21 protein-coding genes and 1 pseudogene are annotated in these 26,590 nt (G+C 63.1%); 9 read left to right on the top strand and 13 right to left on the bottom strand.

Annotated features, from left to right (window positions below):
• Positions 1-14 precede the first annotated feature (14 nt).
• The 3 genes and pseudogenes from NKI31_RS15480 to NKI31_RS15470 form a co-directional block, all read right to left on the bottom strand.
• Positions 15-2,072, bottom strand: coding sequence for a prolyl oligopeptidase family serine peptidase (locus NKI31_RS15480; RefSeq protein WP_502899142.1), 2,058 nt, complete (start codon positions 2,070-2,072; stop codon positions 15-17).
• 110 nt (positions 2,073-2,182) lie between these two features.
• Positions 2,183-3,340 (bottom strand): MFS transporter, encoded by a 1,158-nt coding sequence (locus NKI31_RS15475; RefSeq protein WP_352652003.1) that lies wholly within the window; start codon positions 3,338-3,340, stop codon positions 2,183-2,185.
• Between the two features lie 110 nt (positions 3,341-3,450).
• Positions 3,451-4,568 (bottom strand): annotated as a pseudogene (locus NKI31_RS15470) (MFS transporter).
• A gap of 271 nt (positions 4,569-4,839) precedes the next feature.
• Between NKI31_RS15470 and NKI31_RS15465 the strand changes: the two are divergent.
• The 4 genes from NKI31_RS15465 (at position 4,840) to NKI31_RS15450 (ending at position 12,037) form a co-directional block, all read left to right on the top strand.
• A complete protein-coding gene (locus tag NKI31_RS15465; protein ID WP_023753424.1) occupies positions 4,840-6,417 on the top strand; it encodes a trimethylamine methyltransferase family protein in 1,578 nt (525 codons plus the stop codon).
• Between the two features lie 73 nt (positions 6,418-6,490).
• The gene (locus tag NKI31_RS15460) at positions 6,491-9,061 is read left to right on the top strand and encodes a GcvT family protein (RefSeq protein WP_352652002.1); all 2,571 of its coding nucleotides are present in this window, start codon (positions 6,491-6,493) and stop codon (positions 9,059-9,061) included.
• 44 nt (positions 9,062-9,105) lie between these two features.
• The gene (locus NKI31_RS15455; protein ID WP_352652001.1) at positions 9,106-10,674 is read left to right on the top strand and encodes an ArnT family glycosyltransferase; all 1,569 of its coding nucleotides are present in this window, start codon (positions 9,106-9,108) and stop codon (positions 10,672-10,674) included.
• A gap of 55 nt (positions 10,675-10,729) precedes the next feature.
• Positions 10,730-12,037 (top strand): M24 family metallopeptidase, encoded by a 1,308-nt coding sequence (locus tag NKI31_RS15450; RefSeq protein ID WP_023753427.1) that lies wholly within the window; start codon positions 10,730-10,732, stop codon positions 12,035-12,037.
• Here the strand turns inward: NKI31_RS15450 and NKI31_RS15445 are convergent.
• Together NKI31_RS15445 and NKI31_RS15440 are read right to left on the bottom strand one after the other, a co-directional pair.
• Positions 12,002-12,829, bottom strand: a complete 828-nt coding sequence (locus NKI31_RS15445; RefSeq protein ID WP_352651999.1) for a phosphate/phosphite/phosphonate ABC transporter substrate-binding protein — start codon at positions 12,827-12,829, stop codon at positions 12,002-12,004. The genes NKI31_RS15450 and NKI31_RS15445 overlap by 36 nt on opposite strands.
• Positions 12,830-12,920: 91 nt before the next feature.
• Positions 12,921-13,931 (bottom strand): fatty acid desaturase, encoded by a 1,011-nt coding sequence (locus NKI31_RS15440; protein WP_352651998.1) that lies wholly within the window; start codon positions 13,929-13,931, stop codon positions 12,921-12,923.
• A 223-nt stretch (positions 13,932-14,154) separates the two neighbouring features.
• On the opposite strand from NKI31_RS15440, the gene NKI31_RS15435 reads away from it, so the two are divergent.
• Positions 14,155-15,012, top strand: a complete 858-nt coding sequence (locus NKI31_RS15435; protein WP_023681768.1) for a helix-turn-helix domain-containing protein — start codon at positions 14,155-14,157, stop codon at positions 15,010-15,012.
• A 114-nt stretch (positions 15,013-15,126) separates the two neighbouring features.
• Entirely contained in the window at positions 15,127-16,149 is a 1,023-nt protein-coding gene (gene bmt, locus NKI31_RS15430; protein ID WP_023688124.1) for a betaine--homocysteine S-methyltransferase, read from the top strand.
• Between the two features lie 8 nt (positions 16,150-16,157).
• Here bmt and NKI31_RS15425 read toward each other — a convergent pair whose 3' ends face one another.
• From NKI31_RS15425 to NKI31_RS15395, 7 genes are all read right to left on the bottom strand, one after another.
• On the bottom strand, positions 16,158-16,424 hold the full coding sequence (locus NKI31_RS15425; protein WP_023724232.1) for a hypothetical protein: 267 nt from the start codon (positions 16,422-16,424) through the stop codon (positions 16,158-16,160).
• A gap of 226 nt (positions 16,425-16,650) precedes the next feature.
• A complete protein-coding gene (locus NKI31_RS15420) occupies positions 16,651-18,762 on the bottom strand; it encodes a vWA domain-containing protein (RefSeq protein ID WP_352651996.1) in 2,112 nt (703 codons plus the stop codon).
• 2 nt (positions 18,763-18,764) lie between these two features.
• Positions 18,765-19,325: an RNA polymerase sigma factor gene (locus NKI31_RS15415; protein WP_023696454.1), complete on the bottom strand. Its 561-nt coding sequence runs from the start codon at positions 19,323-19,325 to the stop codon at positions 18,765-18,767.
• Positions 19,326-19,540: 215 nt separating this feature from the next.
• Complete coding sequence (locus NKI31_RS15410) at positions 19,541-20,719, bottom strand: BaiN/RdsA family NAD(P)/FAD-dependent oxidoreductase (RefSeq protein WP_352651994.1); 1,179 nt, start codon at positions 20,717-20,719, stop codon at positions 19,541-19,543.
• Positions 20,720-20,814: 95 nt separating this feature from the next.
• Positions 20,815-21,552, bottom strand: a complete 738-nt coding sequence (locus NKI31_RS15405; protein WP_352651993.1) for a dienelactone hydrolase family protein — start codon at positions 21,550-21,552, stop codon at positions 20,815-20,817.
• A gap of 104 nt (positions 21,553-21,656) precedes the next feature.
• The gene (locus NKI31_RS15400) at positions 21,657-22,343 is read right to left on the bottom strand and encodes a hypothetical protein (protein ID WP_023691016.1); all 687 of its coding nucleotides are present in this window, start codon (positions 22,341-22,343) and stop codon (positions 21,657-21,659) included.
• An 89-nt stretch (positions 22,344-22,432) separates the two neighbouring features.
• The gene (locus NKI31_RS15395) at positions 22,433-24,007 is read right to left on the bottom strand and encodes a trimethylamine methyltransferase family protein (RefSeq protein WP_023670403.1); all 1,575 of its coding nucleotides are present in this window, start codon (positions 24,005-24,007) and stop codon (positions 22,433-22,435) included.
• Between the two features lie 259 nt (positions 24,008-24,266).
• On the opposite strand from NKI31_RS15395, the gene NKI31_RS15390 reads away from it, so the two are divergent.
• Entirely contained in the window at positions 24,267-24,965 is a 699-nt protein-coding gene (locus NKI31_RS15390) for a cobalamin B12-binding domain-containing protein (protein WP_352651991.1), read from the top strand.
• A gap of 89 nt (positions 24,966-25,054) precedes the next feature.
• On the opposite strand, the gene NKI31_RS15385 is transcribed toward NKI31_RS15390, so the two are convergent.
• On the bottom strand, positions 25,055-25,195 hold the full coding sequence (locus NKI31_RS15385) for an entericidin A/B family lipoprotein (protein ID WP_023670401.1): 141 nt from the start codon (positions 25,193-25,195) through the stop codon (positions 25,055-25,057).
• Between the two features lie 65 nt (positions 25,196-25,260).
• Here NKI31_RS15385 and NKI31_RS15380 point away from each other — a divergent pair, with 65 nt between their 5' ends.
• The gene (locus NKI31_RS15380; RefSeq protein ID WP_352651990.1) at positions 25,261-25,890 is read left to right on the top strand and encodes a DUF1638 domain-containing protein; all 630 of its coding nucleotides are present in this window, start codon (positions 25,261-25,263) and stop codon (positions 25,888-25,890) included.
• A 114-nt stretch (positions 25,891-26,004) separates the two neighbouring features.
• Complete coding sequence (locus tag NKI31_RS15375) at positions 26,005-26,580, top strand: DUF4893 domain-containing protein (RefSeq protein WP_023670399.1); 576 nt, start codon at positions 26,005-26,007, stop codon at positions 26,578-26,580.
• The last annotated feature ends 10 nt before the right edge of the window (positions 26,581-26,590 follow it).

The raw sequence follows: 26,590 nt of genomic DNA, 5'->3' as shown, positions 1-26,590 counted from the left end.
CCGAGGCCCGGAATTCAAGCGGTGCCGCTCAATACCCTTTGCAGGAACACGTATTTCATGGCGGTTTGCGCCGCTTGCGGCCGGCGGTCGCCGCGTCCGCCATGGCCGCCTTCCGTCTCCTCGAAGAACAACGTCTTGCCGTGACCTGCTTCCTGCAGCTTCGCCGCCATCTTGCGGGCGTGGCCGGGATGGACGCGGTCGTCGGCGGTCGATGTCGTGAGCAGCACCGGGGGATAGACGGCATCGGCCGAGACATGATGGTACGGCGAATAGGCGGCGAGCCACTTGGCTTCTTCCGGTTTTGCCGGATCGCCATATTCGCCGATCCACGAGGCGCCTGGCGGCAGTTCGGTGTAGCGCAGCATGTCGAGCAGCGGCACCTCGATGATGACGGCGCCGAACAGTTCGGGATGCTGCGTCAGGGAAACGCCGGTAAGCAGGCCGCCATTCGAGCCGCCCTGGATGCCGAGGGAAGCAGCCGTGGCTATGCCGCGCCTGACGACGTCCTCAGCCACCGCGGCGAAATCGTCGAAGGCAGTCTGGCGATTGCCCTTCAGCGCGGCCTGATGCCAGGCCGGCCCGAACTCGCCGCCACCGCGGATGCAGGCCTGCACATAGGCGTTGCCCTTTTCCAGCCACAGCCTGCCGCGCACGCCGGCATAGCCGGGCAGCAGCGGTATTTCGAAGCCGCCATAACCATAGAGAAGCGTCGGTACCGGACCCTTCTGGTCGCGCCGCCTGACGACGAAATACGGGATCATGGTGCCGTCCTTCGAGCGCGCCTCGAACTGTTCGGAGACCAGCGGCGCGGCGTCGAACCGCGCCGGCTGCGATTTCACGGTGGCCAGCGTCGCCCCGTCATCGTCCGACCAGATGATCGAACTCGGCGTCAGGAAATCGGTGAAGGAGAAGGAGACGCTGGAACCGAAATGCTCGGCATGCGCGATGCCGACATTGCCGTTCTCGGGCAGCGCCACCGGCTTCAGCGACCAGCGGTCACCGCTGCGCTCGGCGACAACGACCTTGCCGCGCACATTGTCCATCAGATTGATGAACAGCCGGTCCTGAGTGCGGGCAATGCCGGCGACCGAAACACGGTGCGCTGGCGCGAGCATGGTTTCAACAGGGCCCAGGTCGCCGGTGTCCATCCAGTGTTCGAAATCGAAGGAATAGAGGCCGTCCGGCAAGCACTCAGTGCCGCCCGGCGCCGTCCATGGGCTGCGCACCCCGAACACGAACCAGCCCTTGAACAGCGCGGTGTCGGTGACATCGTCCGGCAGCGGGATGCGCCGGTTTTCGCCCGACGGCAGGCGCAGAAAACTGTGCGAGGAGAAGAAGGCGATCGTGCGGGCCAGAAACAAATACTGCCTGTCGCCATCATGCTCGACCCCCGCGCCGGCCGCGAGATCCTGCTTCTCGGCCTCGAAGATCGGCGTCGCCTCCTCCAACCGGGTGCCGCGCTTCCACAGCTTGACGACGCGCGGATAACCGGACTGGGTCTTGTCGTCTTCATTGAAGGCAGCCGAGACAATGACCGTGTCCTTGTCCAGCCAGGAAAAGCCGGATTTCGAGGCGGGAGCGCGGAAGCCGCCCTCGATGAATGATTTGGTCTCGATGTCGAATTCGCGCATCTCGCTGGCATCGCCGCCATCCGGCGACATCGCCACCAGGCAAAGGTTGAAATCGGGGTAAAGGCGGCTGGCGCCGCTGAACACCCACTTCACCCCCTCCTTGGCCGACAGCACGTCGAAGTCGATGATCGTCTCCCACACAGGCTTCTCGGTCTTGTAGGAAGCAACCGTCGTGCGGCGCCAGAGGCCGAGCACATTGGTCTTGTCCTGCCAGAAATTATAGACTTGGCCGTTGAGCGCGGCACCGGCCGCAATGTTGTCCTCGGCCGTCATCAGGTCGAGCGCCGTCTCGAAGGCCGCCTGGTAGGACGGATCGCCCTGTAGTTCGGCCACGGTGATCTCGTTCTGGCGATGCACCCAGTCGAGCGATTCCTTGCTGGTCCGGTCCTCCAGCCAGAGGAACTTGTCCTCCGCGGTGGCATCCGTCTGGCGTTTTGTCATCGATTGGGTCACGCATGGTCTCCAGGCTAGTGGCGGGCAGCCCTGCCTACATCGCGTTGCAAGCGGTTTTATTCAAGATGGTGACGTCAGGTCATCGGGGGAATGCGGCCTCAAACCATCCGCCGGCGCAGGACCGTGGCCACAGCCAGTGCCAGACAAATCGTGCCCAGCGTGATCGGCAGGCCGGAGGCGCCGATCACATCCATGACGCCACCCGCCAGCGGCGGCACCACGATGCCGCCGATGCCCCACATCAGGGAGAAGGCGGCATTGCCGGCGACCAGCGCCGAGCCGGTAAAGCGCTCGCCGAGCTCGATGATCGACATGGTGTAGATGCCATAGGAGACCGCGCCCCAGATAAAGACGCAAGGCCAGATCAACGGCGTCTCGATCAGCAGCGGCAACAGGGCGCAGCCCAGCACCGTCACCACGACGCAGATGAATCGCACCAGACGCGCCGTCAGCCGTTCCGCCAGCAAGCCGAGCGGCACCTGCATGGCGATGTTGCCTGCGATCGTCACCGACAGCAGCGCCGACATGCGCGCTTCCGCGATGCCATAGTGCGTGCCGTAGACCGGCAGCAGCGCCAGCACGCCCTGTTCGAAACCGGCGGCAACGACCACCGCCGACAGCAATAGCCATGCCAGTGGCATGAAGCCCATGACCGAAACCCTGCGCCCGGCTTCGTCGACCTTCGGCAGTTGCGGCAGCACCAGCGCCAGGCAGGCGCCGCAGAAGATGAAGGCGGCGATCCCCACCAGGAATGGCGGCCATCCCACGGTGCCGACAACGAGCAGGCAGAGCGGCCCGGCAGCGAAGCCGGCCGAGATGATGGTTGAATAGACACCCATGACGCGACCGCGGCGCGATGGCGGCGCCAGTGCAATGACCCAGATTTCGCTCAAGACATAGAGCGGGTTGGTCACCACCCCGATCAAGAAGCGCAGCGGAAACCACAGATAGACATTCTGGGTCCAGCCGATCAGCGCAAGCACAATAGCCGAAAGCGCCGCGCAGGTAAGCGCGGTGCGCCCTGCCCCGAACCGGCGCGCCAGTGCCGGGATCAGCGGCGACGAGACAATGAAGCCGATCGGCGTCATTGCCGCCGAGAGCCCGATGATGGCCGGCGAAACGCCTTGGCGTTGCAGGATGAAGCTCAGCAGCGGATAGGACAGGCCTTGCGCGATGGCGAACACCGAGACGGTCGCGATCACGCCGCTGATCGCCGCCCACTGCATCTTCTCGTTGTCAGCTTCCGCCAGGTTCATCATTGGCACCTAAACCAGGCTCAGGACTAGCTTTTCTGTCCGACGCGGGTAAGCCCCGCCCCGGTAAAAACCGTTTGCTCCAGACAAGGCCTGTCATGAGTTTGGGCCTGTCAGGAGTTTTTGGGCCTGTCAGGAGTTTGGCGCTTGAACGATCGGTAAAGCGCGAAGCTCACCAGCAGCGCGTCGAGTCCGGCGATCACCACCGGCAGGCCGAGCGGACCGATGACCTGCATCAGCGCACCGGCGCCGGGCGGGCCGACAATGCCGCCGGCGCCATGGTGTAGACGCCGTAGCCGACAGCGCCCATGACGAGAAGGACGAGCCAGATCGCCGGCGTCGTGATCAGCAACGGCAGCAAAACCGCGCAGGTCGTTGTCGCCAACGCACAGAAGATGATCATCGCCCGCCCGCCGAAACGCTCGGCCAGCAGGCCGAGCGGGATCTGCAGGAAGATGTTTCCCAGCGACAGTGCCATCACCAGGGCCGCCAGCGTCCTTTCGGGCAGGCCATAGGCGGCACCGAAGACCGGCATCAAAGCGTAGGTGCCCTGCTGGACCGCCGCCGAAACCAGCACGGCAAACAACAGCGCCGGCGCCAGCCTGGCGAAACCGAAAAAGCCGCCGGGCAATTGGCCGTCATCCTCGAAGCCGGCGAGGCTTGACGAAACAGCACGAAGGATCGCGGCGCACAGGATGAAGCCGGCCATGCCGACCAGGAAAGGAACCCAGCCCGATATCCCTACCGCGGTCAGGACCAAAGGCCCCGCAGCATAGCCAGCGCCCAGCACGGTGTTGAATGCCCCCATCACCCTGCCGCGGCGCGACGGCGGCGCCAGCGACAGCGCCCATACTTCGCCCAGTATATAGAGCGGGTTGATGACGATACCGATGATGAAGCGGATGACGAACCAGCCCACCCAGTCCTGCAGGTAGCCGATGCCGAGGAAGCACAGCGCCCCAATCAATGAGCAACCCACAGCCAGGTTGCGCGCGCCGACCAGCCGAATGGCTGCCGGCACGAACGAGGCCGAAAGGATCAGGCCAAGCGGCATCATCGCTGCCGACAAGCCGATCAGCGCCGGCGACATGCCTTGCTTCTGCATCAGCAGCGTAAACAGCGGCGAGCTCAGCCCTTGCGCCGCACCGAACATCGCGAGGGCGGCAGTTACGCCGGCAAGCGCCGCCCATTGCGTCCCCGCTTCGCCATCGCTCGAACCGGTCGCAGCCATGATGCCTTCCACATGAATTGCCGGCCCATCCAGCGGCAAACCACTGAGCTAGCGGTTCGATTTAGGGAAAGGAAGGGCCGCGCCTGAAATCCCCTTGCGCCAAGAGCCGCAGTGGGCGCGTCCTGTCCGCTAATCCCCGGCAAGGTTGTCAACTATCGGACTGCCGTTCGGGCATGTCGCTTCCCTCGTCCTAGTGGTCGCCGCCTCCGCAATGGCCGGACAGCCGCCGGTCCATTATGCCGCCCGCTACCAGCATCGTACGAGGACCATCATGACCGCCGCCCTGCATCCAGCCGAACCGCCTTTGGCAACCGACCGGGCCCGTCGCGGTGGCCGTGCGGGCAAGCGCGCCGGCGGCTCGGCCGCCTTCGAACAGCCGGCTTTTCGGCAACTGAGAAATCCGCTAACGCCGACCAAGCTGGTCTCTGACGACGAGCTGGAATCGATCCACCTCGCCTCGCTGCGCGTCTTGAGGGAAATAGGCGTCGACGTGCTGCATGACGAAGCGCGCCGCATGATGAAGGAAAACGGCGCCGATGTCCGCGAGGGCAGCGAGCGCGTGCGCTTCGACAGCGACATGATCCTCGATCTCATCTCCAACTGCCCGTCGGAATTCACGCTCCATGCCCGCAACCCGGCGCACAATGTGCGCTTCGGCGGCAACAATGTGATCCTGTCGATGATGGCGTCGGCACCGAACTGCTCCGACCTCGATCGCGGCCGCCGTCCGGGCAACCAGCAGGACTACCGCAACTTCCTGCGTCTGGCGCAGATGCACAACATCCTGAACTGCACCGGCGGTTATCCGGTCGAGCCGACCGACATCCATCCTTCCGTGCGCCACCTCGAATGCATCCGCGACCTCGCCACGCTGACCGACAAGGTGTTCCACATCTATTCGCTCGGCAAGGAGCGCAATGTCGACGGCATCGAGATCGCCAGGATCGCCCGCGGCATCAGCCATGAGCAGATGCTCGAAGAGCCGTCCGTCTTCACCATCATCAACACCAATTCGCCGCTGAAACTGGATGTGCCGATGATGGAAGGCATCATCCAGATGTCGAGCAAGGGTCAGGTCGTCGTCATCACGCCCTTCACCCTGTCCGGCGCGATGGCGCCGGTGACCATCGCCGGTGCGCTGGTGCAGCAAAATGCCGAGGCGCTGTCCGGCATCGCCTTTGCCCAGATGGTGAGAAAGGGCGCGCCGGTTGGCTATGGCGGCTTCACCTCGAATGTCGACATGAAGTCGGGCTCGCCGGCCTTCGGCACGCCTGAATATATGAAGGCGCAGCTTGTCGGCGGCCAGCTTGCCCGCCGTTACAAGATCCCCTACCGCACCTCCAATACCTGCGCCGCCAACACGGTCGACGCGCAGGCAGCCTATGAAAGTGTGTTCTCGCTGTGGGGCGCCATCCAGGGCGGCGGCAATCTGATGATGCACGGCGCCGGCTGGCTCGAAGGCGGCCTGCGCTGTTCCTACGAGAAGACCATGCTGGACATCGACCTGTTGCAGATGGTGGCCGAGTTCCTCACCCCGCTCGACCTGTCCGACGAAGCGCTCGGCTTCGACGCCATCCAGTCGGTCGGCCCCGGCGGCCATTTCTTCGGCACCCAGCACACGCAGGACCGCTACAAGACAGCCTTCTACTCGCCCATCCTCTCCGACTGGCGCAATTTCGAGACCTGGGCCGAAGCCGGATCGCCGACCGCGCTGGAAAAGGCCAACAAGGTCTGGAAGGAGCGGCTGGCATCCTACGAGGAACCCTATATGGACCCGGCGATCCGTGAAGAGCTCAACGACTTCGTCGAAAAGCGCACGGCCGAAGGCGGCGCGCCGACCGATTTTTGATCGGCAAGCAACTGGCGGCATCCCGCCAACCGACACACCTGATTCAATTTACGCAAAAACGGACCTATCTCTCATGAAATCTCACGTTAAAGCGGTTGTCATTGGCGGCGGCGTCGTTGGCTGCTCGGTGCTCTATCACCTGGCCAAGGCCGGCTGGACCGACATCATGCTGATCGAGCGGTCCGAGCTCACCTCCGGCTCGTCCTGGCACGCAGCCGGCGGCTTCCACACGCTGAACGGCGATCCCAATGTCGCCAAGCTGCAGGCCTACACGGTGCAGCTCTACAAGGAGATCGAGGAAATCTCCGGCCAGTCCTGCTCGCTGCATCTGACCGGCGGCGTGATGATGGCCGATACGCCCGAGCGCATGGATTTTCTGCGCCTGGCCCACGCCAAGGGCCGCTATCTCGGCATGGACACCGAACTGATCACGCCCTCCGAAGCCAAGGCGATGTTCCCGCTGATGGACGAGACCAATTTCGTCGGCGCCATGTGGGATCCGGTCGAAGGCCATCTCGATCCCTCCGGCACGACGATCGCCTACTCCAAAGCGGCCAAGAAGCTGGGCGCCGAGATCGTGCTGCGCAACCGCGTCGTCGAACTGACGCAGGAAGTTGACGGCACCTGGAACGTCGTCACCGAACAGGGCACCGTCCACGCCGAGCATGTCGTCAACTGCGGCGGCCTGTGGGCGCGCGAGATCGGCCGCATGGTCGGCGTCGAACTGCCGGTGCTGGCCATGGAGCACATGTACCTGCTCACCGAGCCGATGCCCGAGGTCGAAGAGTTCAACAAATCGACCGGCCGCGAGATGATCGGCGTGCTTGACTTCAAGGGCGAGATCTACACCCGACAAGAGCGCAACGGCATCCTGCTCGGCACCTATGAAAAGGCCTGCAAGCCATGGTCGCCGGTCAACACGCCGTGGGATTTCGGCCATGAACTGCTGCCGCCCGACCTCGACCGCATCGCGCCGTCGCTGGAGATCGGCTTCAAGCATTTCCCCGGCATCGAGAAAGCCGGCATCAAGCAGATCATCAACGGCCCCTTCACCTTCGCGCTCGACGGAAATCCGCTGGTCGGGCCGGTGCAGGGCCTGACCAATTTCTGGTGCGCCTGCGCCGTCATGGCCGGCTTCAGCCAGGGCGGCGGCGTCGGCCTCGCGCTGTCCAACTGGATGGTGCATGGCGATCCCGGCTTCGACGTCTGGGGCATGGATGTCGCCCGCTTCGGCGAGTGGGCCGGCCTGCGCTACACCAACGCAAAGGTGCGCGAAAACTATTCGCGCCGCTTCTCCATCCGCTTCCCCAATGAAGAGCTGCCGGCTGCGCGCCCTGCACAAACCACCCCGCTCTACGACACCATGCTCGCCAACAACGCCGTCATGGGCGATAGCTGGGGCCTGGAGACCCCGCTGTGGTTCGCGCCGAAGGGCAAGGAGCCGAAGGACGTCGTCTCCTTCCACCGCTCCAACGATTTCGGTCCTATCGGCGAGGAAGTGCGCGCCACGCGCGAACGCGTCGGCGTCACCGAAATCGCCAATTTCGCCAAATACGAAGTGTCGGGACCTGCGGCTGAGGATTTCCTCAACCGGCTGATGACCAACCGCATGCCGAAGATCGGCCGCATCGTGCTGACGCCGATGATCAACGAGTTCGGCAAGTTGATCGGCGACTTCACCATCGCCAAGGCAGGCGAAGACAGATTTATGATCTGGGGTTCGTCCGCCGCGCAGAAGTACCACATGCGCTGGTTCGAAAAGCACCTGCCGAAGGATGGTTCGGTGCGCATCCACCGCTTCGATCAGACGCTCGTCGGCCTGTCGATCGCCGGGCCGAAATCGCGCGACCTCTTGCAGAAGCTGGTCGATGTCGACATCTCGACCAAGGCGTTTCGCTTCATGGATTTCCGCGAAATGGCGGTCGGCGGCGCGCCCTGCATGGTCAACCGCATCACCTATACCGGCGATCTCGGCTATGAAATCTGGATGGCGCCGGCCTATGAGCGTCTGGTCTACAAGGCGATCAAGGACGCCGGCGAGGAGTTCGGCCTCGTCGATTTCGGCATGCGCGCTTTGCTCTCCATGCGCCTGGAGAAGAACTTCCCGACCTGGTACCGCGAGCTGCGCCCGATCTACGGCCCGTTCGAAGGCGCGATGGACCGTTTCATCAAGCTGGAGAAGAACGACTTCATCGGCCGCGAAGCCGCCGCCAAGGAACAGGCGGAAGGGCCGAAACTGCGCCGTGTCTCCTTCATCGTCGATGCGGCCGACGCCGATGTCATGGGCGACGAGCCGATCTGGGCCAAGGTCGGCAAGGACTATGGCACGGTGGAAAAGCCGCATGGCTATGGCGCGCCGCGCTTCGACATGGCGGGCAAGGAAGTGCGTGGCTCGAAGGCTGCCGAAGGCGCTTCCGCCGTGCGCGGCATCGTCGACGGCGACTGGCGCGTGGTCGGCTGGGTCACCTCGGGCGGTTATGCGCACTATGTGCAGAAATCGATGGCGCAGGGCTATGTGCCGGCGGCACTCGCCGAGGACGAAAGTGCCGGACTGTTCGAGATCGAGATCCTCGGCCACCGGCGTCCGGCGCGTATCAATGTCGAGGCGCCCTTCGACCCCAGCGGCGAGAAGATGCGGACCTGAAAAGGCGACAGGGAGCGTGAGATCGTGTAAGGGGCCTTCGGCAGTTGGCCGCAGGCATTTCCCTCGATGAGAAGACGATCCCCTTGCAGTATCTAGAGAAATGGACGGACTGGCTCGGCGAAGGCAAGGTCGGTCCCTTCAACGCCGCACTGGTCTGCGTCGCGGTCTATTGCGTCGTCCAGATCGTGGTGATGGCGCTGCTGTCCCATGTCGTGGGAACCGGTGTCGGCGTCGACGATTCCGAACAGCTGATGTACATGCGCTACCTCTGGGCTGGCTATGGCGGCTCGCAGCCGCCGCTCTACACCTGGCTCGCCCGCCTCGTCACCGCCGTGGTCGGAACGAACATCCTCGCGCTCAAGATCGTGAAGTACCTACTGATCGGAGCGGCGCTGGCGTCGGTTTTCATCGCTGTCCGCCGCCTGGGCTATTCCAGCCGCGCTGGCGCCGCCGCATTGTTCGGCCTGCTGTTGTTTCCGCAGATGGTGTGGGAGATGCAGCACGCCCTCACCCACTCGATCGCCGCTTTCTGTTTTTCAGTGGTGCTGTTTCTTGCGCTCGTCGAACTGGTGCAGCGGCGTTCCCTGGCCACCTATGTGCTGTTTGGCGTGGCGATGGCCGCCGCCATCCTGTCGAAATACAACAACGCGATCTTTCTCGGCGCGCTGATCCTGTCCACCCTGTCGCTGCGCGAAACGCGCGGCGTCATCCTCAACCGCCGGTTTTCGATCAGCCTTGTCGTGGCGGTGCTGCTTTGCCTGCCGACGCTCTACTGGAACCTGACCTACACCGACCAGCTGCTGTCGCACAGCAGCGGCTTCGGCATGGGCAGAGGAGAAAGCGCCATACAAACCGCATTCTACGGAATGCGCGGACTGGGCAAGGCTATCCTGTATTTCGCCGTGTTGCCGGCCGGCATATTCGTCGCGGCTTTGCTCATCGCATGGAAAAAGCCGGCGCCGGCTCTGCAACCGGCGCCATGGACCGAGAAACTGGTGTGGCGCACCATCGCTTTTGCCCTGGCGATGACCATCGTGCTCGTCCTGGCGAGCGGGACGACGCAATTTCGCGATCGCTGGATGCTTCCCATTCTTGTGTTGCTGCCGGTCGCGCTGGCCTTGCGGATGGATGCCAGAGGCGACAAGGGAAGGAAGGTGCAGGACGTCGTCGTCTTTGTCGGCGCAACGCTTGCCATCCTCGTGCTGCCGGTGACCTGGTACACGCACCTCAATGGCGGCGACAGCCGCGGCAGCATCGTGCGTGTCGACTACCAGTCGCTCTATGGCCAGCTGACGGCAAACGGTCCGGTTCGCACGGCGATATCGAGCTGGCACTGGGTGGGAAATCTGCGTCTTGTCGATCCCGATCTGGTCGTGCTCGACGACGAGATGCCGGACTTCGGCCATTTGCTGATCGAGCCGGCGGTGCTCGTGATGGCCAATGACAAGGAACCTCCCGAGGGCATCCTGCGGGCCTTGAGCGAGGCCGGCTATGTCGCTGACGGCTCGCCGCAGCAGTTGGTCGTTCCGATGCTGTTCGACAGCGAGCCGCCCACCCGCACGCTGACGGTCACGCGGCTGAAGAAAGCGGCCGCGGGCGCAGCGCCACAGTAAGTCGGCAGGGAGGCGTCGGGTGGAGAAACAAGGGTTCGGTCGTCATCGCAAGATCATGCCGTTCGAGCCCGGCTCCGTCGAAGCCTTGCGCGAAACATCGCGCCAGAAGGCGGCGTCGCTGAACCAGCATGTGCTGGGCTATGGCGCGCTGGCTGAAGCCGAATGGCAAGCGGCAGGCATCGCCGCGCCCGATCTTGCCGCGATGCGCAAATACCGGCTCGAGCGCCTCCGCGCCGAACTGAGGCGCCGAAACTACGCCGGCGCGCTGCTCTACGACCCCGTCAACATCCGCTACGCCACCGATTCGACCAACATGCAGCTGTGGGTCGCGCACAATCCGACCCGCCACTGCTTCGTCGCCACTGAGGGACCCGTGGTGCTGTTCGACTATTTCTCCTGCGAGCATCTGTCCGATCATTCCGGCGTCGTCGACGAGGTGCGGCCGGCAGTGTCGTGGATGTATCTCTATGGCGGCGAGCTGACCGAGCACAAAGTCCGCCGCTGGGCGGCCGGCATCGCCGATCTGGTCAAGGAGCATGGCGGCGGCAACAGCCGCATTGCGGTCGACCACATCAACCCGGAAGGCGTCGAGGAACTCGCCCGGCTCGGCATTTCGATCGGCAATGGCGAAGCGGTGATGGAAAATGCGCGGCTGATCAAATCGCCGGACGAGATCCTCGCCATGCGCCGCGCAATCGTCGCTTGCGAAGCGGCGATGGGTGAAATGGAGAAGGCGCTGACGCCGGGCATTTCCGAAAACGAATTGTGGGCCGAACTCCACCGCGGCAACATTGCGCGCGGCGGCGAATGGATCGAAACCCGGCTGCTTGCCTCGGGGCCGCGCACCAATCCGTGGTTCCAGGAATGCTCGTCGCGGGTGATCGAGGAAGGCGACCTCGTCGCCTTCGACACCGACCTGATCGGTCCCTACGGCTTCTGCGCCGATCTCTCCCGCACCTGGCTTTGCGGTGACGCGAGGCCGTCGAACGAGCAGCGCGACCTGTTCCGCATCGCCGCCGACCAGATCGCCCAGAACACGCAATTGATGCAGCCCGGCATATCCTTTCGCGACCTGGTCGAACGCTCCGTGGTGCCGCCGGGAGATTGCTTCCCGACACGCTACGGCGTGCTCTATCACGGCGTCGGCCTGGCCGACGAGTACCCGACCCTGCCGCATGCAAGCGACTGGACGCCGGACACGCCCGACGGCGCGCTGGAGCCGGGAATGGTGCTGTGCGTGGAAAGCTATATCGGCCGTCTCGGCGGCCATGAGGGCGTCAAGATCGAGGAACAGATCCTGATCACCGCGACCGGTAACGAGCAGCTTTCAACCTACAAGCTGGATGCGAGGCTGCTCGGCTGATCCGGCAAGCGCCTCGCGCAGAGCCTTGAGCGTCTTTTCCGGCGTCGTCCTGGCGGTGATGTAGGGCAGGCCTTTGCGCCTTGCCGTCCAGCCGACGACCTTCACGGCGTTTGCCGCAGGTTCGAAACGCTGCGCCAGCGCCCAGCTCTCACAGTCGATGGCAGCTATATCCGCCTTGCCCTCGGCGACCGCGACGATCGAGCCGCGATGGCCACCGCTTTCGCTGCGCGAGGAAAAGATATCCAGGCTTTCGCCGGCGGCCTGCAGATCGCGCGCCAGTGCAATGATGCCCGACATCGAATCGAGGCTGTTGTAGGTAAAACGCTTGCCGCGCATCAGATCGAGCGGCAGCGAGGCTTTGCCATCCGCGGGCGAGCGAACCTCCGGTCCCTCGCCCGTCCGCATCACCAGCGCGCTCGAATAGAGTTCGCCTTCGCCGCCCTCGTAAGCGTCGTAGCTCGGCTGGCCGACCACCTGCACATGCTTGCTCAGGCCGAGTTCCATCGGCCCCCAGCAGGTCTGCGCGAACAGCAGCGCCGGATGCAGCCAAAGCTGGTGATGGTCGAGTTCGTCCGGCGGCAGTATCGCCGGATCGGGCGCGATCAGTCTGCCCTCGGCGTCGTGGATACCGCCCGGCACCGGCGGCAGGTCGCCATTGCGGCGCACGATTGTCTGCGGCCCATCGACGCCCTTGTGCCGAAAAGCATCGCGCAACGCTGCCCATTGCGCGTCGACCTCGCCGCGCACTTCGGGCCAGTCGTACATCGGCAATGCCGCAACCAAATCACTCATGCCGACACTCAATCATCATGGCTCGGGAAAGGATCGCAAAAACGCGGCGTCCAATCAGAATTGGCCGACACGGGTTCGGGAAGTCCGGGGATTATTCCTTCGGCGGCTCGGCCGGAACCGGCGCGCTGCCAAGCCCGCTGATGCTGCGCGCCCTGATGCGCGGCTTGAACGCCCTGCCCGGCTCGGGCTGGCGGCGCAGCACCGGGTGCACGATCGGCTCCTTGGCCTTGAAGGCGTAGGCTTTGATCAGTGCGAAATAGTTCGGATAGGCGTAGCCATTGTTCATCCGCAGCCACTCGTCGCGGCGGTCGGCAAACAGTTTTGGCAGCCTGTACCAGGCAACAGTCGGGGTCTTGTGGTGAACGAAGTGCAGATTGTTGTTGAGGAACAGGAACGACAGCGGCGAGCGCTCGATGATCACCGTGCGTCCTTCAGGGTGCTCGGACCACTGATGTTCGGCGAAAGTCCGGACCGCGATCAGCGACTGGCCGAGCCAGACCGGCACCAGAATGTAGAGCCATACCGGAATGCCGAAGCCGAACTGCACGATCGGCACCACGATGGCGAGGCCGATCGCATGCAGCAGCCATGCCTTGCCGATCGCCTTATCGCCGGCAATCACATGCCTGGCGTCGTCGACGAAGAAACCGATGCAGGACAGCCAGGGGCCGAGAAAGAAACGGCCGGCCATGGTGTTGTTGATCTTGAGCAGGAATTTCATCGTCGGCGGCAGATCGTCATGCATCCACAACGCCTGGTAATAGCTCTCGGGATCGTCGAGCGGATCGGTCAGGCGCTCGTCGGCGTGGTGGCGCAAATGGAGCGTCTTGAAGCGACGGAACGGCCAGACCAGGCCGATCGGCAGGAAGACCAAGGCTTCGTTGATGAGCGCGCTGCGCGTCGGATGGCCATGCAGCACTTCGTGCATGATCGACGACTGCAAGGCCAGGATGAAGCCGAGGAGAAGAAGTGCCGGGGTCGGATAAGAGGGCCAGAGCAGGAGCCCGGCAGCGAGCCACATTCCGTAACAGAAGAAAGCGAGGACCACGGTCGGCCACTCGATGGCCGCTGCGTCGCGTCGCTTGATGCGCTTGCCTGTCATGCTATCGACCACTGTCCCTCAGTCGCCGGAATTGTTCCTGACAGCATAGTGTCAGGAGAAGCGATTCCGCTCAACGAGACAAAGTGTACAAAATGTTGCGATTGCGCATTTTTGACCGCAGATGTTATGCATTGTAAACAACCCTACGGATTCATTTACGCTGGAAATGCTGATTCGACGGCTCGGGCGCAAATTTTTCCTAAGAGAGTGCGGAGAACGAACAGTGGACAAACGGGACCTTTCGGCAATCTTCCGGGAGCGCCTGAAGCTGCTCCTGACACGGTCCGATCTCAACCAGTCGGCTTTCGCGTCAGCAGTCGGCATCGACCGGTCGGCGCTGTCGCAACTGATGTCCGGCGCCTCGACGCGCCTGCCACGTGCCGAAACGCTGCTCAACATCGCCGCCGAATTCAAGATCTCGCTGGACTGGCTGCTCGGCCTCTCCCAGGATGAAGGCGTCACCGGCGAAATCCGCGAAAGCCTGGAGATCGAAGAGGCGCCCGACGGCTTCGACCGCACGCTGCTCGCCAAATGGTTCGCCGAGGCCGCAGGCACCAAGATCCGCTATGTGCCGGCCGGCATTCCCGATCTCCTGCGCACACGCCAGCTGGTCGACTACGAAGCCAACATCACCAACCGCAGCCGTCTGGCGCAGGCCAGCGAGACGCAGTACCGCATCGAGTACAACCGGCGCCCTGAGACCGACATGGAGGTCTGCATGCCGCGCCATACGCTGGAGATTTTCGCCCGCGGCCTGGGCGTCTGGGACCGCTTTCCCGAGGCTGACCGCCGGCAGCAGCTTGCCCATATGGCGACGCTGCTTGACGATCTCTACCCCACCTTCCGCCTGTTCCTCTATGACGGCCGCATGCGCTATTCGATCCCGCTGACAATCTTCGGTCCCTACCGCGCCGCCATCTATGTCGGCGACATGTATGTCGTGCTGAATGCCACCCAGCCGGTACAGGCGCTGACCCAGCATTTCGACAATCTGATCCGGGCCGCCGACATCAACCCGCATGAGGCCGCCGCCTACGCGCGCAATCTGGCCGGCGCGTCATTTCCATCGGGTTCTGCCTGATCGCCAACGCCCCGGAAAGGTGAACCGCGCGGCAATTGCAGGTCGCAAACACATTGACTGGACATAAAGACTTCTTTATATCCTTATTCCATTCAAAATCTGAAAGCCGATCCGATGACCGCGAACAATCCCATCGATGCTCTGCTGGCCGAAAAGGGCGTGCTGCTCGCCGATGGCGCCACCGGCACCAATCTGTTCGCCATGGGTCTGGAGGCCGGCGAAGCGCCGGAGTTGCTGAACGAGACAGCGCCCGACACCATCACCAGCCTGCACCAGAATTTCGTCGACGCCGGCGCCGATATCATTCTCACCAACTCGTTCGGCGGCACGCGGCACCGGCTGAAGCTGCACCATGCGCAGGACCGCGTGCATGCGCTGAACAAGCGCGCCGCCGAGATTGCCCGCGCGGTCGCCGACAAGGCCGGCAGGAAAGTCATCGTCGCCGGCTCGGTCGGTCCGACCGGCGAGTTGCTGGTGCCGCTCGGCGCCATGACCTATGACGAAGCGGTCGAGGCTTTTGCCGAGCAGATCGAGGGTCTCAAGGAAGGCGGCGCCGAAGTCGCCTGGATCGAGACCATGTCTGCGCCGGACGAAATCCGTGCCGCGGCGGAAGCCGCCATTCGCGTCGGCCTGCCCTACACCTATACCGGTTCGTTCGACACTGCCGGCCGCACCATGATGGGCCTGCTGCCCAGGGATATCCACGGCGTCGTCGACGGACTTTCAGAGACGCCGCTCGGTGTCGGTGCCAATTGCGGTGTCGGCGCCTCCGACATCCTGGCCTCGCTGCTCGACATGACCGAGGCGAAGCCGGAAGCGACGGTGATCGTCAAGGGCAATTGCGGCATTCCCGAATTTCGTGGCACCGAGATCCATTATTCCGGCACGCCGGAGCTGATGGCCGACTATGTCCGGCTGGCGGTGGATGGCGGCGCGAAGATCATCGGCGGCTGCTGCGGCACCTCGTTCCAGCACCTTGCCGCCATGCGCAAGGCGCTCGACGCGCACACCAAATCCGAACGCCCGACCGTCGCGGGGATCGTCGAGCGCATCGGTCCGATGCGCAACAAGGTGGCGACGGAAAACACCGCCGAGACCAGCGAAGCCCGCCGCGAACGCCGCCGCAGCCGGGCCTGATATCGAACTTATTCGCTGTTTTCAGCGTAACGCGATAGCGCCGTCGTGAAATCCAGGGCGGTGCTGTCGGCGCTTTCATTCATCGTCACCAGGTCACCCGATGACTGCGGATTGCCGATCTGCTCCAGCATGACGCGAAAGCGGTCATTGGTCAGCGCCGACTTTGCGGTATTCCGGGCTGCGTCGACGTCATCCATGATGCGCCTGGATTCTGGCGACAGCGTTCCCGACGCCTGCGTGTGTCTCACCGCCGGCGTCGTGTTTCCAATGTTCATGATCTGCAATTCCCGGCTCCCCAAGCCCAGTCCCTAACCATGGGATAACATTCGGAGCATTGCGATGACGTTCCGGAAAAGCCACACAATTTAATGATCGGCCGGACATCGCCAGTACCCGGAAAAAAGGCCGGCAGGGTTTCCCCCGCCGGCCTGCCTCACCCGCCCGTAGCCGGTTCCCCGTATCAGAACGACCCCCGTCTGAAAGGAACCGGCGTTATTGCCACTACCGGTTACCGCCCAGCGCCGAGGCAAGGCGCACAAGCGAAAGGAACTCGGACCTGTACCCAAACGGGTCGGCTCCTCGGGCGGCGGTGGCAATCTCAATGATCTTGTCGTAGCCGAACTTCGCGGTCGCATCCTCGTCGCGCAGCTTCTGGCCGAAGGCGGCGACAGCGACGGAGAAACGCTGGTCGGTGCTGGCCTGGTCGAAGGACGCGACCTCGTTGGCCGAGGTCACCGGCGTGGTGATCAGCTTCGAGACGTCTTCGTTCGGCAGCTTGTAGCGGATCTTGACGAATGCATATTCGTCGGCATTGGCGACGCCGCCATTGTTGACCGTCGCCTGGCCGTAGCGCAGCGGATCCATCTGCTCGCCGCCACTGCCCTTCGGCGTGATCTCGTAGATGGCGGTCACCGAATGACCGGAGCCGATATCGCCGGCATCGACGCGGTCATTGTTGAAGTCCTCGCGGTTCAAGGCGCGGGTTTCATAGCCGATCAGCCGGTACTCCGAGACCTTGTCTGGATTGAACTCGACCTGGATCTTGACGTCCTTGGCGATGGTGAACAGCGTCGAGGAGGCATCCTCGACCAGAACCTTCTCGGCCTCGGCCAGCGTGTCGATATAGGCGGCGGTGCCGTTGCCGTTCTGGGCGATGGTCTGCATCATCTGGTCGTTCAGATTGCCGCGGCCGAAGCCGAATACCGACAGGAGCACGCCGGTCTTGCGCTCCTGCTCGATCAGCCGCTTCAGATCGTCGTCATCGGTCTGGCCGACATTGAAGTCGCCGTCCGTGGCCAGCATCACACGGTTGATGCCGTCCTTGACGAAGGACTGCTGGGCAAGCCTGTAGGCTTCCTTGATGCCCGCCTCGCCGGCCGTCGAGCCGCCGGGCGACAGATTGTCGATGGCGTTGAGGATCTTGTCCTTCTCGGTAACCTTGGTCGGCATCAGCACGGTGCCGGCGTCACCGGCATAGGTGACGATCGAGATGGTGTCGTCCGCCTTGAGCTTGCTGACCAGCAGCCGGAAAGCCGACTTGAGCAGCGGCAGCTTGTCAGGCTCGTCCATCGAACCCGAGACGTCGATCAGGAACACCAGATTGGCCTTGGGCTGCTCGACCGGCTTGATGTCGAAACCCTTGATGGCGACGTGCATCAGCTTGGTGTGCCCGTTCCACGGTGTCGGCATGACGCTGACGGTCGAATTGAACGGCGTCGAAGCCGAGTCCGGCCCCTTCCAGTCATAGGGGAAGTAATTGACCATCTCCTCGACGCGCACCGTGTCGGCCTGCGGCAGGTAGCCCTGCTTCAGCGAGCCGCGGACGAAGGAATAGGAAGCGGTGTCGACGTCGATCGAGAAGGTCGAGACCGGATCCTGAAGGGCTGCATGCACCGGATTGGTCTTGAAATCCTCGACGCGGTCGCGGTTTGGCTCCTGCGGCGCTATCTGGTCGGCCGGCATCGTCGAAGGCTGCGCCAGGTACTTGGACTCGGTCGCGCCGGCCATGCGGTCGACCCGCGCGCCGCCGGCCGGAGCAGCGGTGCCGTCAAGCGAAAACTCGCGGCTCTCAACTGGCGCAGGCTCGGCCAACACGCCGCGCCCCAGCGCATCCTGCTGCGCAGGGGCGACAGCAACGGTCGATTCGGGCTTCGGCGGCGCGGGCGGCGTAAGCGTCGTAGTGGTGTCGCGGCTTCGCACATCGGCGTCGGCCTTCTTGTCGCCTTCAGGCGCCTGCTTTTCTTTTACCGGCGCGTTGATCGCCGGCCCATTGGTTGCCGGCTTGTCGGCCAGCGTCTCAGTGATCTTCTCGTCGCTACCGAACGGCAACGGCTGTTCCCTCAGGATGTGGAAGGTGGCGTATCCGGCGATCGGCAGGGCGACGAGCCCGGCAATGGCTGGCGTGGCGATGAGTTTCTTTTGCATGATCTCGCTCCAGAGCTTTTGTGCTCGCTCTGTGAGACGAAGCCCGCCGACCGATCCTTGGGTGACGGCAGAAATATTTTCCTGATCATAGGCGCGCATGGCGGCTTCGAAGGCGCGTGTCTTCGCGCTCTCGCCCGGCGCCGGTACTGCTGCGTCGCGCAGCCTGTTGAGTTCGTTGTCGTCGACCATGGTCACACTTCCCCGGCTGAACGCATCAACGTCTTCAGCCGTTTCTTCGCTTCATGGATGTGCCAGGAAACCGTCGTCTCCGAGATTGCCATCGCCTCGGCGGCGGCCGCATGGCTCAAACCTTCGCCATAGACCAGAAGTACTGCATCGCGCTGCTTGTCCGGCAATTGCCGCACCGCTGCCCAGAGCGCCTCAGTCGGATCTTCGGGCTCGGCGGATGCCTCTCCCGATATCATGCTGTAGGCGCCGAAAGCCTCGGTCTTGACGTTTTCGCGCGTCGTCTTGCGCATCATGTCGCGCGCCGCGTTCAGCGTCACGGAATAGAGCCATGTCGTAAACGCGCCGCCGCCGCGGTAGTCGCGGATCGCCTTGCCGAGACGGACACAGACCTCCTGGGCGATGTCTTCGGCATCGGCCTTCTTTCCGCACCAGCGATAGGCGGCGCGATAGACGAAGTCGTAGTGCCGCTCCAGCAATTTGCCGAAGGCACCCCTGTCTCCGCCCTTCGCCCGCCCGATCAATTCGGCGTCGGAGGCTTCGCTTTCATCCAGCATCATCGCCATCATTTGCCTGTTGGACGAAGGCTAATGGCCAATCCTTGGGGTTATGGAAAGATTTTTTTCCGAGGCGACGGATGCACGCGCAACAGGTGCGCTGAGATTCAGGTGAGGCCGAGCCGAAAACGATGGATTTCGAGAACCGGAGTGGAGCGTACTTTTGGTACGCGAGCACCGGAAGCACTGAAAGCCGTCGTTTGCAGGCCGGCCTCACCTGAATATCAGCACACCTGGCCCGAGGCCCAGCCGGACGACCAAGCCCACTGAAAATTATAGCCGCCCAGCCAGCCCGTGACATCGACGACTTCGCCGATGAAAAACAGCCCCGGCACGGATTTCGCCTGCATCGTCTTCTGATCGAGCCCGTTGGTATCGACACCGCCAAGCGTCACTTCCGCCGTGCGGTAACCCTCGGAGCCGGCCGGCTTGATGCGCCAGTCGTTGACGGCGGCTTCGACGGTTTTCATTTGCAGGTCTGTCAAATCAGCGAGATTGCCATCGATCCCACTGCGCTCGGCGACTGCTTGCGCAAGGCGCTTCGGCAAATGGTTTGCAAGCACCGTCTGCACCGCTTGCCTGCCGTTGACGCGCCGGGCGGCGCGAAGCAGTTCCGCCACATCCCTCCCCGGCAGCATGGCGATGCGGATCTCGTCGCCCTCGCGCCAATAGGACGATATTTGCAGGATGGAAGGCCCGCTCAAGCCGCGATGCGTAAACAGCATCGCTTCTGAAAACCGCGTCTTGCCGCAGGCGACTTCGGCATCGACGGCATTGCCGGCCAAAGGCGCCAGCCGCTCCAGCGTTCTTGCGTCGAAGGTAAGCGGCACCAGCGCCGGCCGTGTTTCCACCACCGCAAGGCCGAATTGCGCCGCAAGCTCGTAGCCGAAACCGGACGCGCCCATTTTGGGGATCGACTTGCCCCCGCAAGCCACGACTAACGAGCTGCAAGCGACGCGGCCAGCGGAGAGCGTCAGCACAAACCCGTCCGCGGTCTTGCTGACGTTCCTCACCTCGGTCGACAACGCCAGTTCCACACCCCAATCCTGCATGTCGGAAACCAGCATGTCGATGACCTGGCGCGCCGAGCCGTCGCAAAACAGCTGTCCCAGCGTCTTCTCGTGATAGGCAATGCCATGGCGTTCGACGAGCGCGATGAAGTCGCCTTGCGTGTAGCGGCTGAGCGCCGAAATGCAGAAATGCGGATTGCCGGAGATGAAATTCTTCGGGCTGGTGTGGATGTTGGTGAAATTGCAGCGGCCACCGCCGGAGATGCGGATCTTCTCGCCGGGCTTTGCCGCGTGATCGAGCACCAGGACCGAGCGGCCGCGCTTGCCCGCCTCGATGGCGCACATCATTCCGGCCGCACCGGCGCCGATCACCACGACATCATAGGATTGCATCAGGCTGTTCGTTCCCGCTCGACTGGCGCTGTTTTAACAGGCCGCGCCAATCGTGCAGTCTCTACCCGTTCGTTGCGACTTCAGGCAACGCCTCGTTAGATCAGCGTCTCGGCGAACAGCGTCGTCAGTCGCTTCCAATGACGTTCGGCGCCGGCCGCGTTGAAGACGCTGTGGTCCGACACGCACCAGCCATGCGCCATGCCGGCATAGTTTTCGATGGCGTGGTCGACCTCCGCCACGCGCAGCGCCTCGACCAGCCGCGCCGACTGCTCCGGCGGAAAGCTGCGGTCGACGCCCGATGTCCCGACATAGACGCGCGCCTTGATCATTGCGGCCTTGCGGTGCGGGCTGTCGGCGGCATCGCTGGCCAGATTGCCGCCATGGAAGCTCGCCGCCGCCACGATGCGATCGGGATAGGTTGCAGCCGCATTCAAAGCCCGCGCCCCGCCCATGCAGTAACCGACGACACCGACCGGTCCGGTGACACCTTCAGCGGTAAGCGTGTCGAGGAACGCCCTGCTGTCGCGGATGGTCATGTCCTGTGTCGTGCCGTGGACCAACGCCGTCAGCGCGACCTTGGTCTCCTCGACGAAGAAAGCGGTCTTGGGCTCGAACGGCCCGTAGGGTGCTTTGCGATAGAAAAGATCCGGCACCAGCACGGCATAGCCCTCGCCTGCCAGCCGTTCCGCCATTGCGTCGAGCGCCGGTCGCGGACCGAAAGCGTCCATATAGAGAATGATGCCGGCCCTGGACGAGGAAGCGGTCGCCGAGCGGAACAGCCCGGCTTTCGCCACGCCGTCCCCGGTCTTGATCTCAATGTCCTGCTTCGCCATGGCCCGCTCCGTTAAATGTCGTGCGATACATATAAGCAGGCACCGTCAGGGCAAGCCGTTCCCTGACAATCCCGTTCAACACTTTGTGCGGGCTTTCGACCCGGCTACAGGCCGGCAAACGCCGTCATGTGAAAGGCCTGAACCTCAGGCGGATAGCGATGGGCCGTGCCATACGGACAGGCGTTGCGGTCGAGGCAGCCGCCGCCGCGGCATGGTTCGCCCTTCGATCCCCGCACATGCGCCAGGCAAGCCTGATGAGCGAAACCATCCGCGGAATAGGCGTCAACCGGACAGGATTTCAGGCAAGGTTTTGCAACACAGGCGTCGCAAAGGTGAATCGCTTCGCGACGTTCAGGAAGCGCGATCTCATCCTCGAACAGCAACGCGCCGCGATAGGCATGCCAGAGCCCGTACTGCGGATGCATCAGGATGCCCAGCGGCGACGGTCTCAGCCCCTCCGCTCGCATCGCCCATTGCTGGAACGGCAGATAAGGTCTGTCCGAAGGCGAAACGGCGCGCGCGCCGAATTTCTCCGCCACCGCACCGATCACTGCGCGCGACCATGTGTCGAGCGGATTAGCAATGGTTTGCGGTTGCCGGTCGCGCCAGCGCAGGAAATGCGGCCAGGGTGCCGCTCCCGCCTGCCCCACCAACAGCACGGATTTGGCGGGGGCAACTGAAGGGCCATGCGGCGGCGTTTCGCTTGTTGCGAAATTGAAGCCGCCGCGCAGGATGAGGCCGTCGGCGGAAAGCGCGGCCGCTATCTCGTCAGCCCGGCGCCGCGCAATCATCCCTTCTTGTCCGGGTCGGAGAAAGCGCTCCGCCAGACTTCCTTGTGGATGATGTTGGCGACTTTAGCCCCGCCTGACTCGGGCTCCTTTCAGGTGAAGGCGTCAGCCATCGACGCCTTCTTCGTCGCGATGTAGTCCTTCAGCCCGTCGTCGATGCCCGGATCGAGATACGGCGCCTCATAGGTCTCCAGCCAGCGGCGGGCGAGTTCGTTGGCGCGCTGCGGCGCTGTCTTCTCGCCCTCGGCCAGCCACTGCTCGTAGGAATTGTTGTCGGCGATGCTGGAGCGGTAGAAGGCGGTCTGGAAATTGGCCTGGGTGTGGTCGCAGCCGAGATAGTGGCTGCCCGGGCCGACCTGGCGGATGGCGTCCATCGCCTGGCCGTTTTCCGAGAGGTCGACGCCTTCGGAAAACTTTTGCGTCATGCCGAGCTGATCGATGTCCATCATGAATTTTTCGTAGCAGGACGCCAGTCCGCCTTCGAGCCAGCCGGCCGAATGCAGGACGAAATTGGTGCCGGCAAGAATGGTCGAGTTGAGCGTGTTGGCGCTCTCGTAGGCGGCCTGCGCATCCGGAACCTTGGAGGCGCAGAGCGAGCCGCCGGTGCGGAACGGCAGACCGAGCCGGCGGGCAAGCTGTGCGGCGCCGTAGGAAACCAGCGACGGCTCCGGTGTGCCGAAGGTCGGCGCACCAGACTGCATGGAGATCGACGAGGCGAAGGTGCCGAACAGCACCGGCGCGCCGGGACGGATCAACTGCGTGAAAGAGGCGCCGGCCAGCACCTCTGCCAGAACCTGCGTCAGCGTGCCGGCCACCGTGACCGGGCTCATCGCGCCGGCAAGGATGAACGGCGTGACGATGCAAGCCTGGTTGTGACGCGAATAAACCTTCAGCGCGCCCAGCATGGTTTCGTCGAACACCATCGGCGAATTGGCGTTGATCAGGCTGGTCAGCACGGTGTTGTTTTCGACGAAATCGTCGCCGAACACGATCTTGGCCATGGCGACGGTGTCTTCGGCCCGCTCTGGCGCCGTCACCGAACCCATGAACGGTTTGTCCGAATATTTGATGTGGCTGTAGATCATGTCGAGATGGCGTTTGTTGACCGGCACGTCGACCGGCTCGCAAACCGTGCCGCCCGAATGGTGAATCGACGGCGCCATATAGGCGAGCTTCACGAAATTCCGGAAATCCTCGATCGTCGCGTAGCGCCTGACACCGTCGAGATCGCGCACGAAGGGCGGACCATAGACCGGCGCGAAGACCGTGGCGTTGCCGCCGATCTGCACCGAACGTTCGGCGTTGCGCGCATGCTGGGTGTAGATGGGCGGCGCGGTCTTCAGCAGCGAGCGGCAGAGGCCCTTGGGAAAATGCACGCGCTCGCCCTTGACGTCGGCGCCCGCCTCTTTCCAAAGCTGCAGCGCCTCGGCGTCGTCGCGAAAGATGATGCCGATCTCTTCCAGCACCGTATCGGTGTTGTTTTCGATAATCGCCAGGCCTTCCTCGTTGAGGACCTCATAGATGTTGATCTTGCGCTTGATATAGGTGAGCTGGGTGCCCGGTCCGCCGCCCGAGCGCGCCGCCCGCCTTGCAGCCGCGCCGCCGCTGGCAGCACGTCCACGTCGCGCATTGGACGCTTCCTGGTCGACTGACGCGTTTTCACTCATGATCGTTTTTCCCTAAAAACCGTTTGCGGCCGCGTAGGCGGCTTCTCGCCCGGATCGTAGCCATGCACCCTATTCGAAACGGCCCGCCAGCGCCAACGCCTGTCGCAAAATCGACAAGAATTCCAATAGATTTGCGGTCGCTTTCCTTTTGCGGGAAGTCGCAAATCAGCTATGGATACCTGCCCCCGCCGGGTTAGGTATTGACGCGATTATTTTAAGCCGCCGTGATCGCATCCGCGCGGCAAGGAGCCCGAGAAAAATGGCCGACGAAGAGATCATCCTCTCCGAGCTTTCCGACGACGAGTTGGTGCAGCAGATGCACGACGATCTCTATGACGGACTGAAGGAAGAGATCGAGGAAGGCACCAACATCCTGCTCGAGCGCGGCTGGGTGCCCTACAAGGTGCTGACCGAAGCTCTGGTCGAAGGCATGCGCATCGTCGGCGAGGACTTTCGCGACGGCATCCTGTTCGTTCCCGAGGTGCTGCTGTCGGCCAACGCGATGAAAGCCGGCATGTTCATCCTGCGCCCGCTGCTGGCCGCCACCGGCGCGCCGAAGCAGGGCAAGATGGTGATCGGCACCGTCAAGGGCGACATCCACGACATCGGCAAGAACCTCGTCGGCATGATGATGGAAGGTGCCGGCTTCGACGTCATCGATCTCGGCATCAACAATGCGGTGGAAAAATACCTCGACGCCATCGAGCAGCACCAGCCCGACATTATCGGCATGTCGGCGCTTTTGACCACGACCATGCCTTACATGAAGGTCGTCATCGACACGATGAAGGAAAAGGGCATCCGCGACGACTATGTCGTCCTGGTCGGCGGCGCGCCGCTCAACGAGGAATTCGGCAAGGCCGTCGGCGCCGATGCCTATTGCCGCGACGCGGCTGTGGCGGTCGAGACCGCGAAGGACTTCATGAAGCGCAAGCATAATATGCGCGCTTCAGCCTGATCTCTTCCGTAAGGCGTCTGGCCCACAATCGAAAGCCGCGCCTTGCAGCGCGGCTTTTTTGTTCCCAGCTATTGGAACGGATGGCTGCGTCAGGGTTTGGTGACGGTGTCGTCGACGGCTTTGGCAGTCGATTTGATATCCCGGCCGACACCACGGACGGTGTTGGCACAGGCCGTAAGCGCCAGGACGCAGGCAAGGATTGCAATCGGCGCAACGCGTAACAGTTTCATGGACGGTTTATCCCTCTCTCGATAGATTCGCCCCACAGCAACGAAGGCCGCTTCGACCGGGTTCCATGGCCAGAATGCAAAAAACGAAACCGAATCAAGACGACAGGCTGCTGGTCATCGCCTGTGGAATGATTGCGCGCGAAGTTTTGGCCGTCAAGGAGCAGCTCAAGCTCGACCATCTCGACCTGACCTGCCTGCCGGCGGAGTTCCATTTCTACCCCGACCGCATCGCACCGGCGATGGACAATGCGATCGAAAAGGCCAAGGCGGAAGGCTATAGCAACATCTTCGTCGGCTATGCCGATTGCGGTACCGGCGGCATGCTCGACCGGGTCCTGGAGAAGCACGGCGTCGAGCGCATGGCCGGGCCGCACTGCTTTGCCTTCTACCAGGGCATGGACGCCTATGCGAAGGTCGCCGACGACGACATGATGTCGTTCTACATGACCGATTTCCTGTGCCGCCAGTTCGACGCCTTCTTCATGAAGCCGCTCGGCCTCGACAAGCACCCGGAGCTGATCAAGGACTATTTCGGCAACTACCAGAAGCTGATCTACATCGCCCAGACCGACGATCCGGAACTCGACAAAGTCGCCGAGAAGGCCGCGAAGATGCTTGGCCTCGCCTATGAGCGCCGCTCGACCGGCTATGGCGACCTGACGGCCGGACTGGCGCAGGCCGCCGCCCACGCCTGAAGCGGTTCTTGAGCCGGGACGCTGTCGAGAACAGATGACAGGCCGCCGCGAATGGTTAAGTTGTGAGCCAAAAGCAAACAGGCTGATTCAGCCATCCGAACACGGAACGTCCCGATGACCCCTCGCGTCCTGCTTGCCGCCCTTGGCCTCCTCTGCCTCGTCTTGCCCGCTCGCGCCGACGGCGAGGTGCAGAAGATCATCACGCCTGCCGACAAGGTTCGCCTCGACAAATATGGCGAGACCCGCAAGGCGGCGCTGGCCGAGGCAAAAGCGGGAGACCCGGCTGAGGTCAGCCAACTCGACGCGCTGCTGGCAAAGCCGATAGTGGCCTTTTCCGACAAGGACCTGAGCGGCAACTGGCAATGCCGAACCATCAAGGTGGGCCTGACCGGCCCGCTGGTCATCTATGGCTGGTTCAAGTGCAAGGTCACGGACGATGGCTCCGGCTGGCAGCTGGAAAAGGTCAGCGGCTCGCAACGCACCAAGGGCCGTTTCTTCGACGATAGCGAAAAACGCGCGATCTATCTCGGCTCCGGCTATGTCAATGACAACAAGCCAAAACCCTATGGCAGCGGCCCGGAAAGCGACCAGGTCGGCTATGCCTTCCGCACCAGCGCCAATGAATGGCGCATCGAATTCCCGGCGCCCTACTACGAATCGAAACTCGACATCATCGAGTTCAAGCGCTGATCCGTTGGTC

Source organism: Mesorhizobium sp. M0659, assembly GCF_040320605.1.
GTDB lineage: Bacteria > Pseudomonadota > Alphaproteobacteria > Rhizobiales > Rhizobiaceae > Mesorhizobium.
The sequence above is the reverse complement of the archived record's forward strand: the minus strand, read 5'-3'. Positions and strand labels throughout refer to the sequence as shown.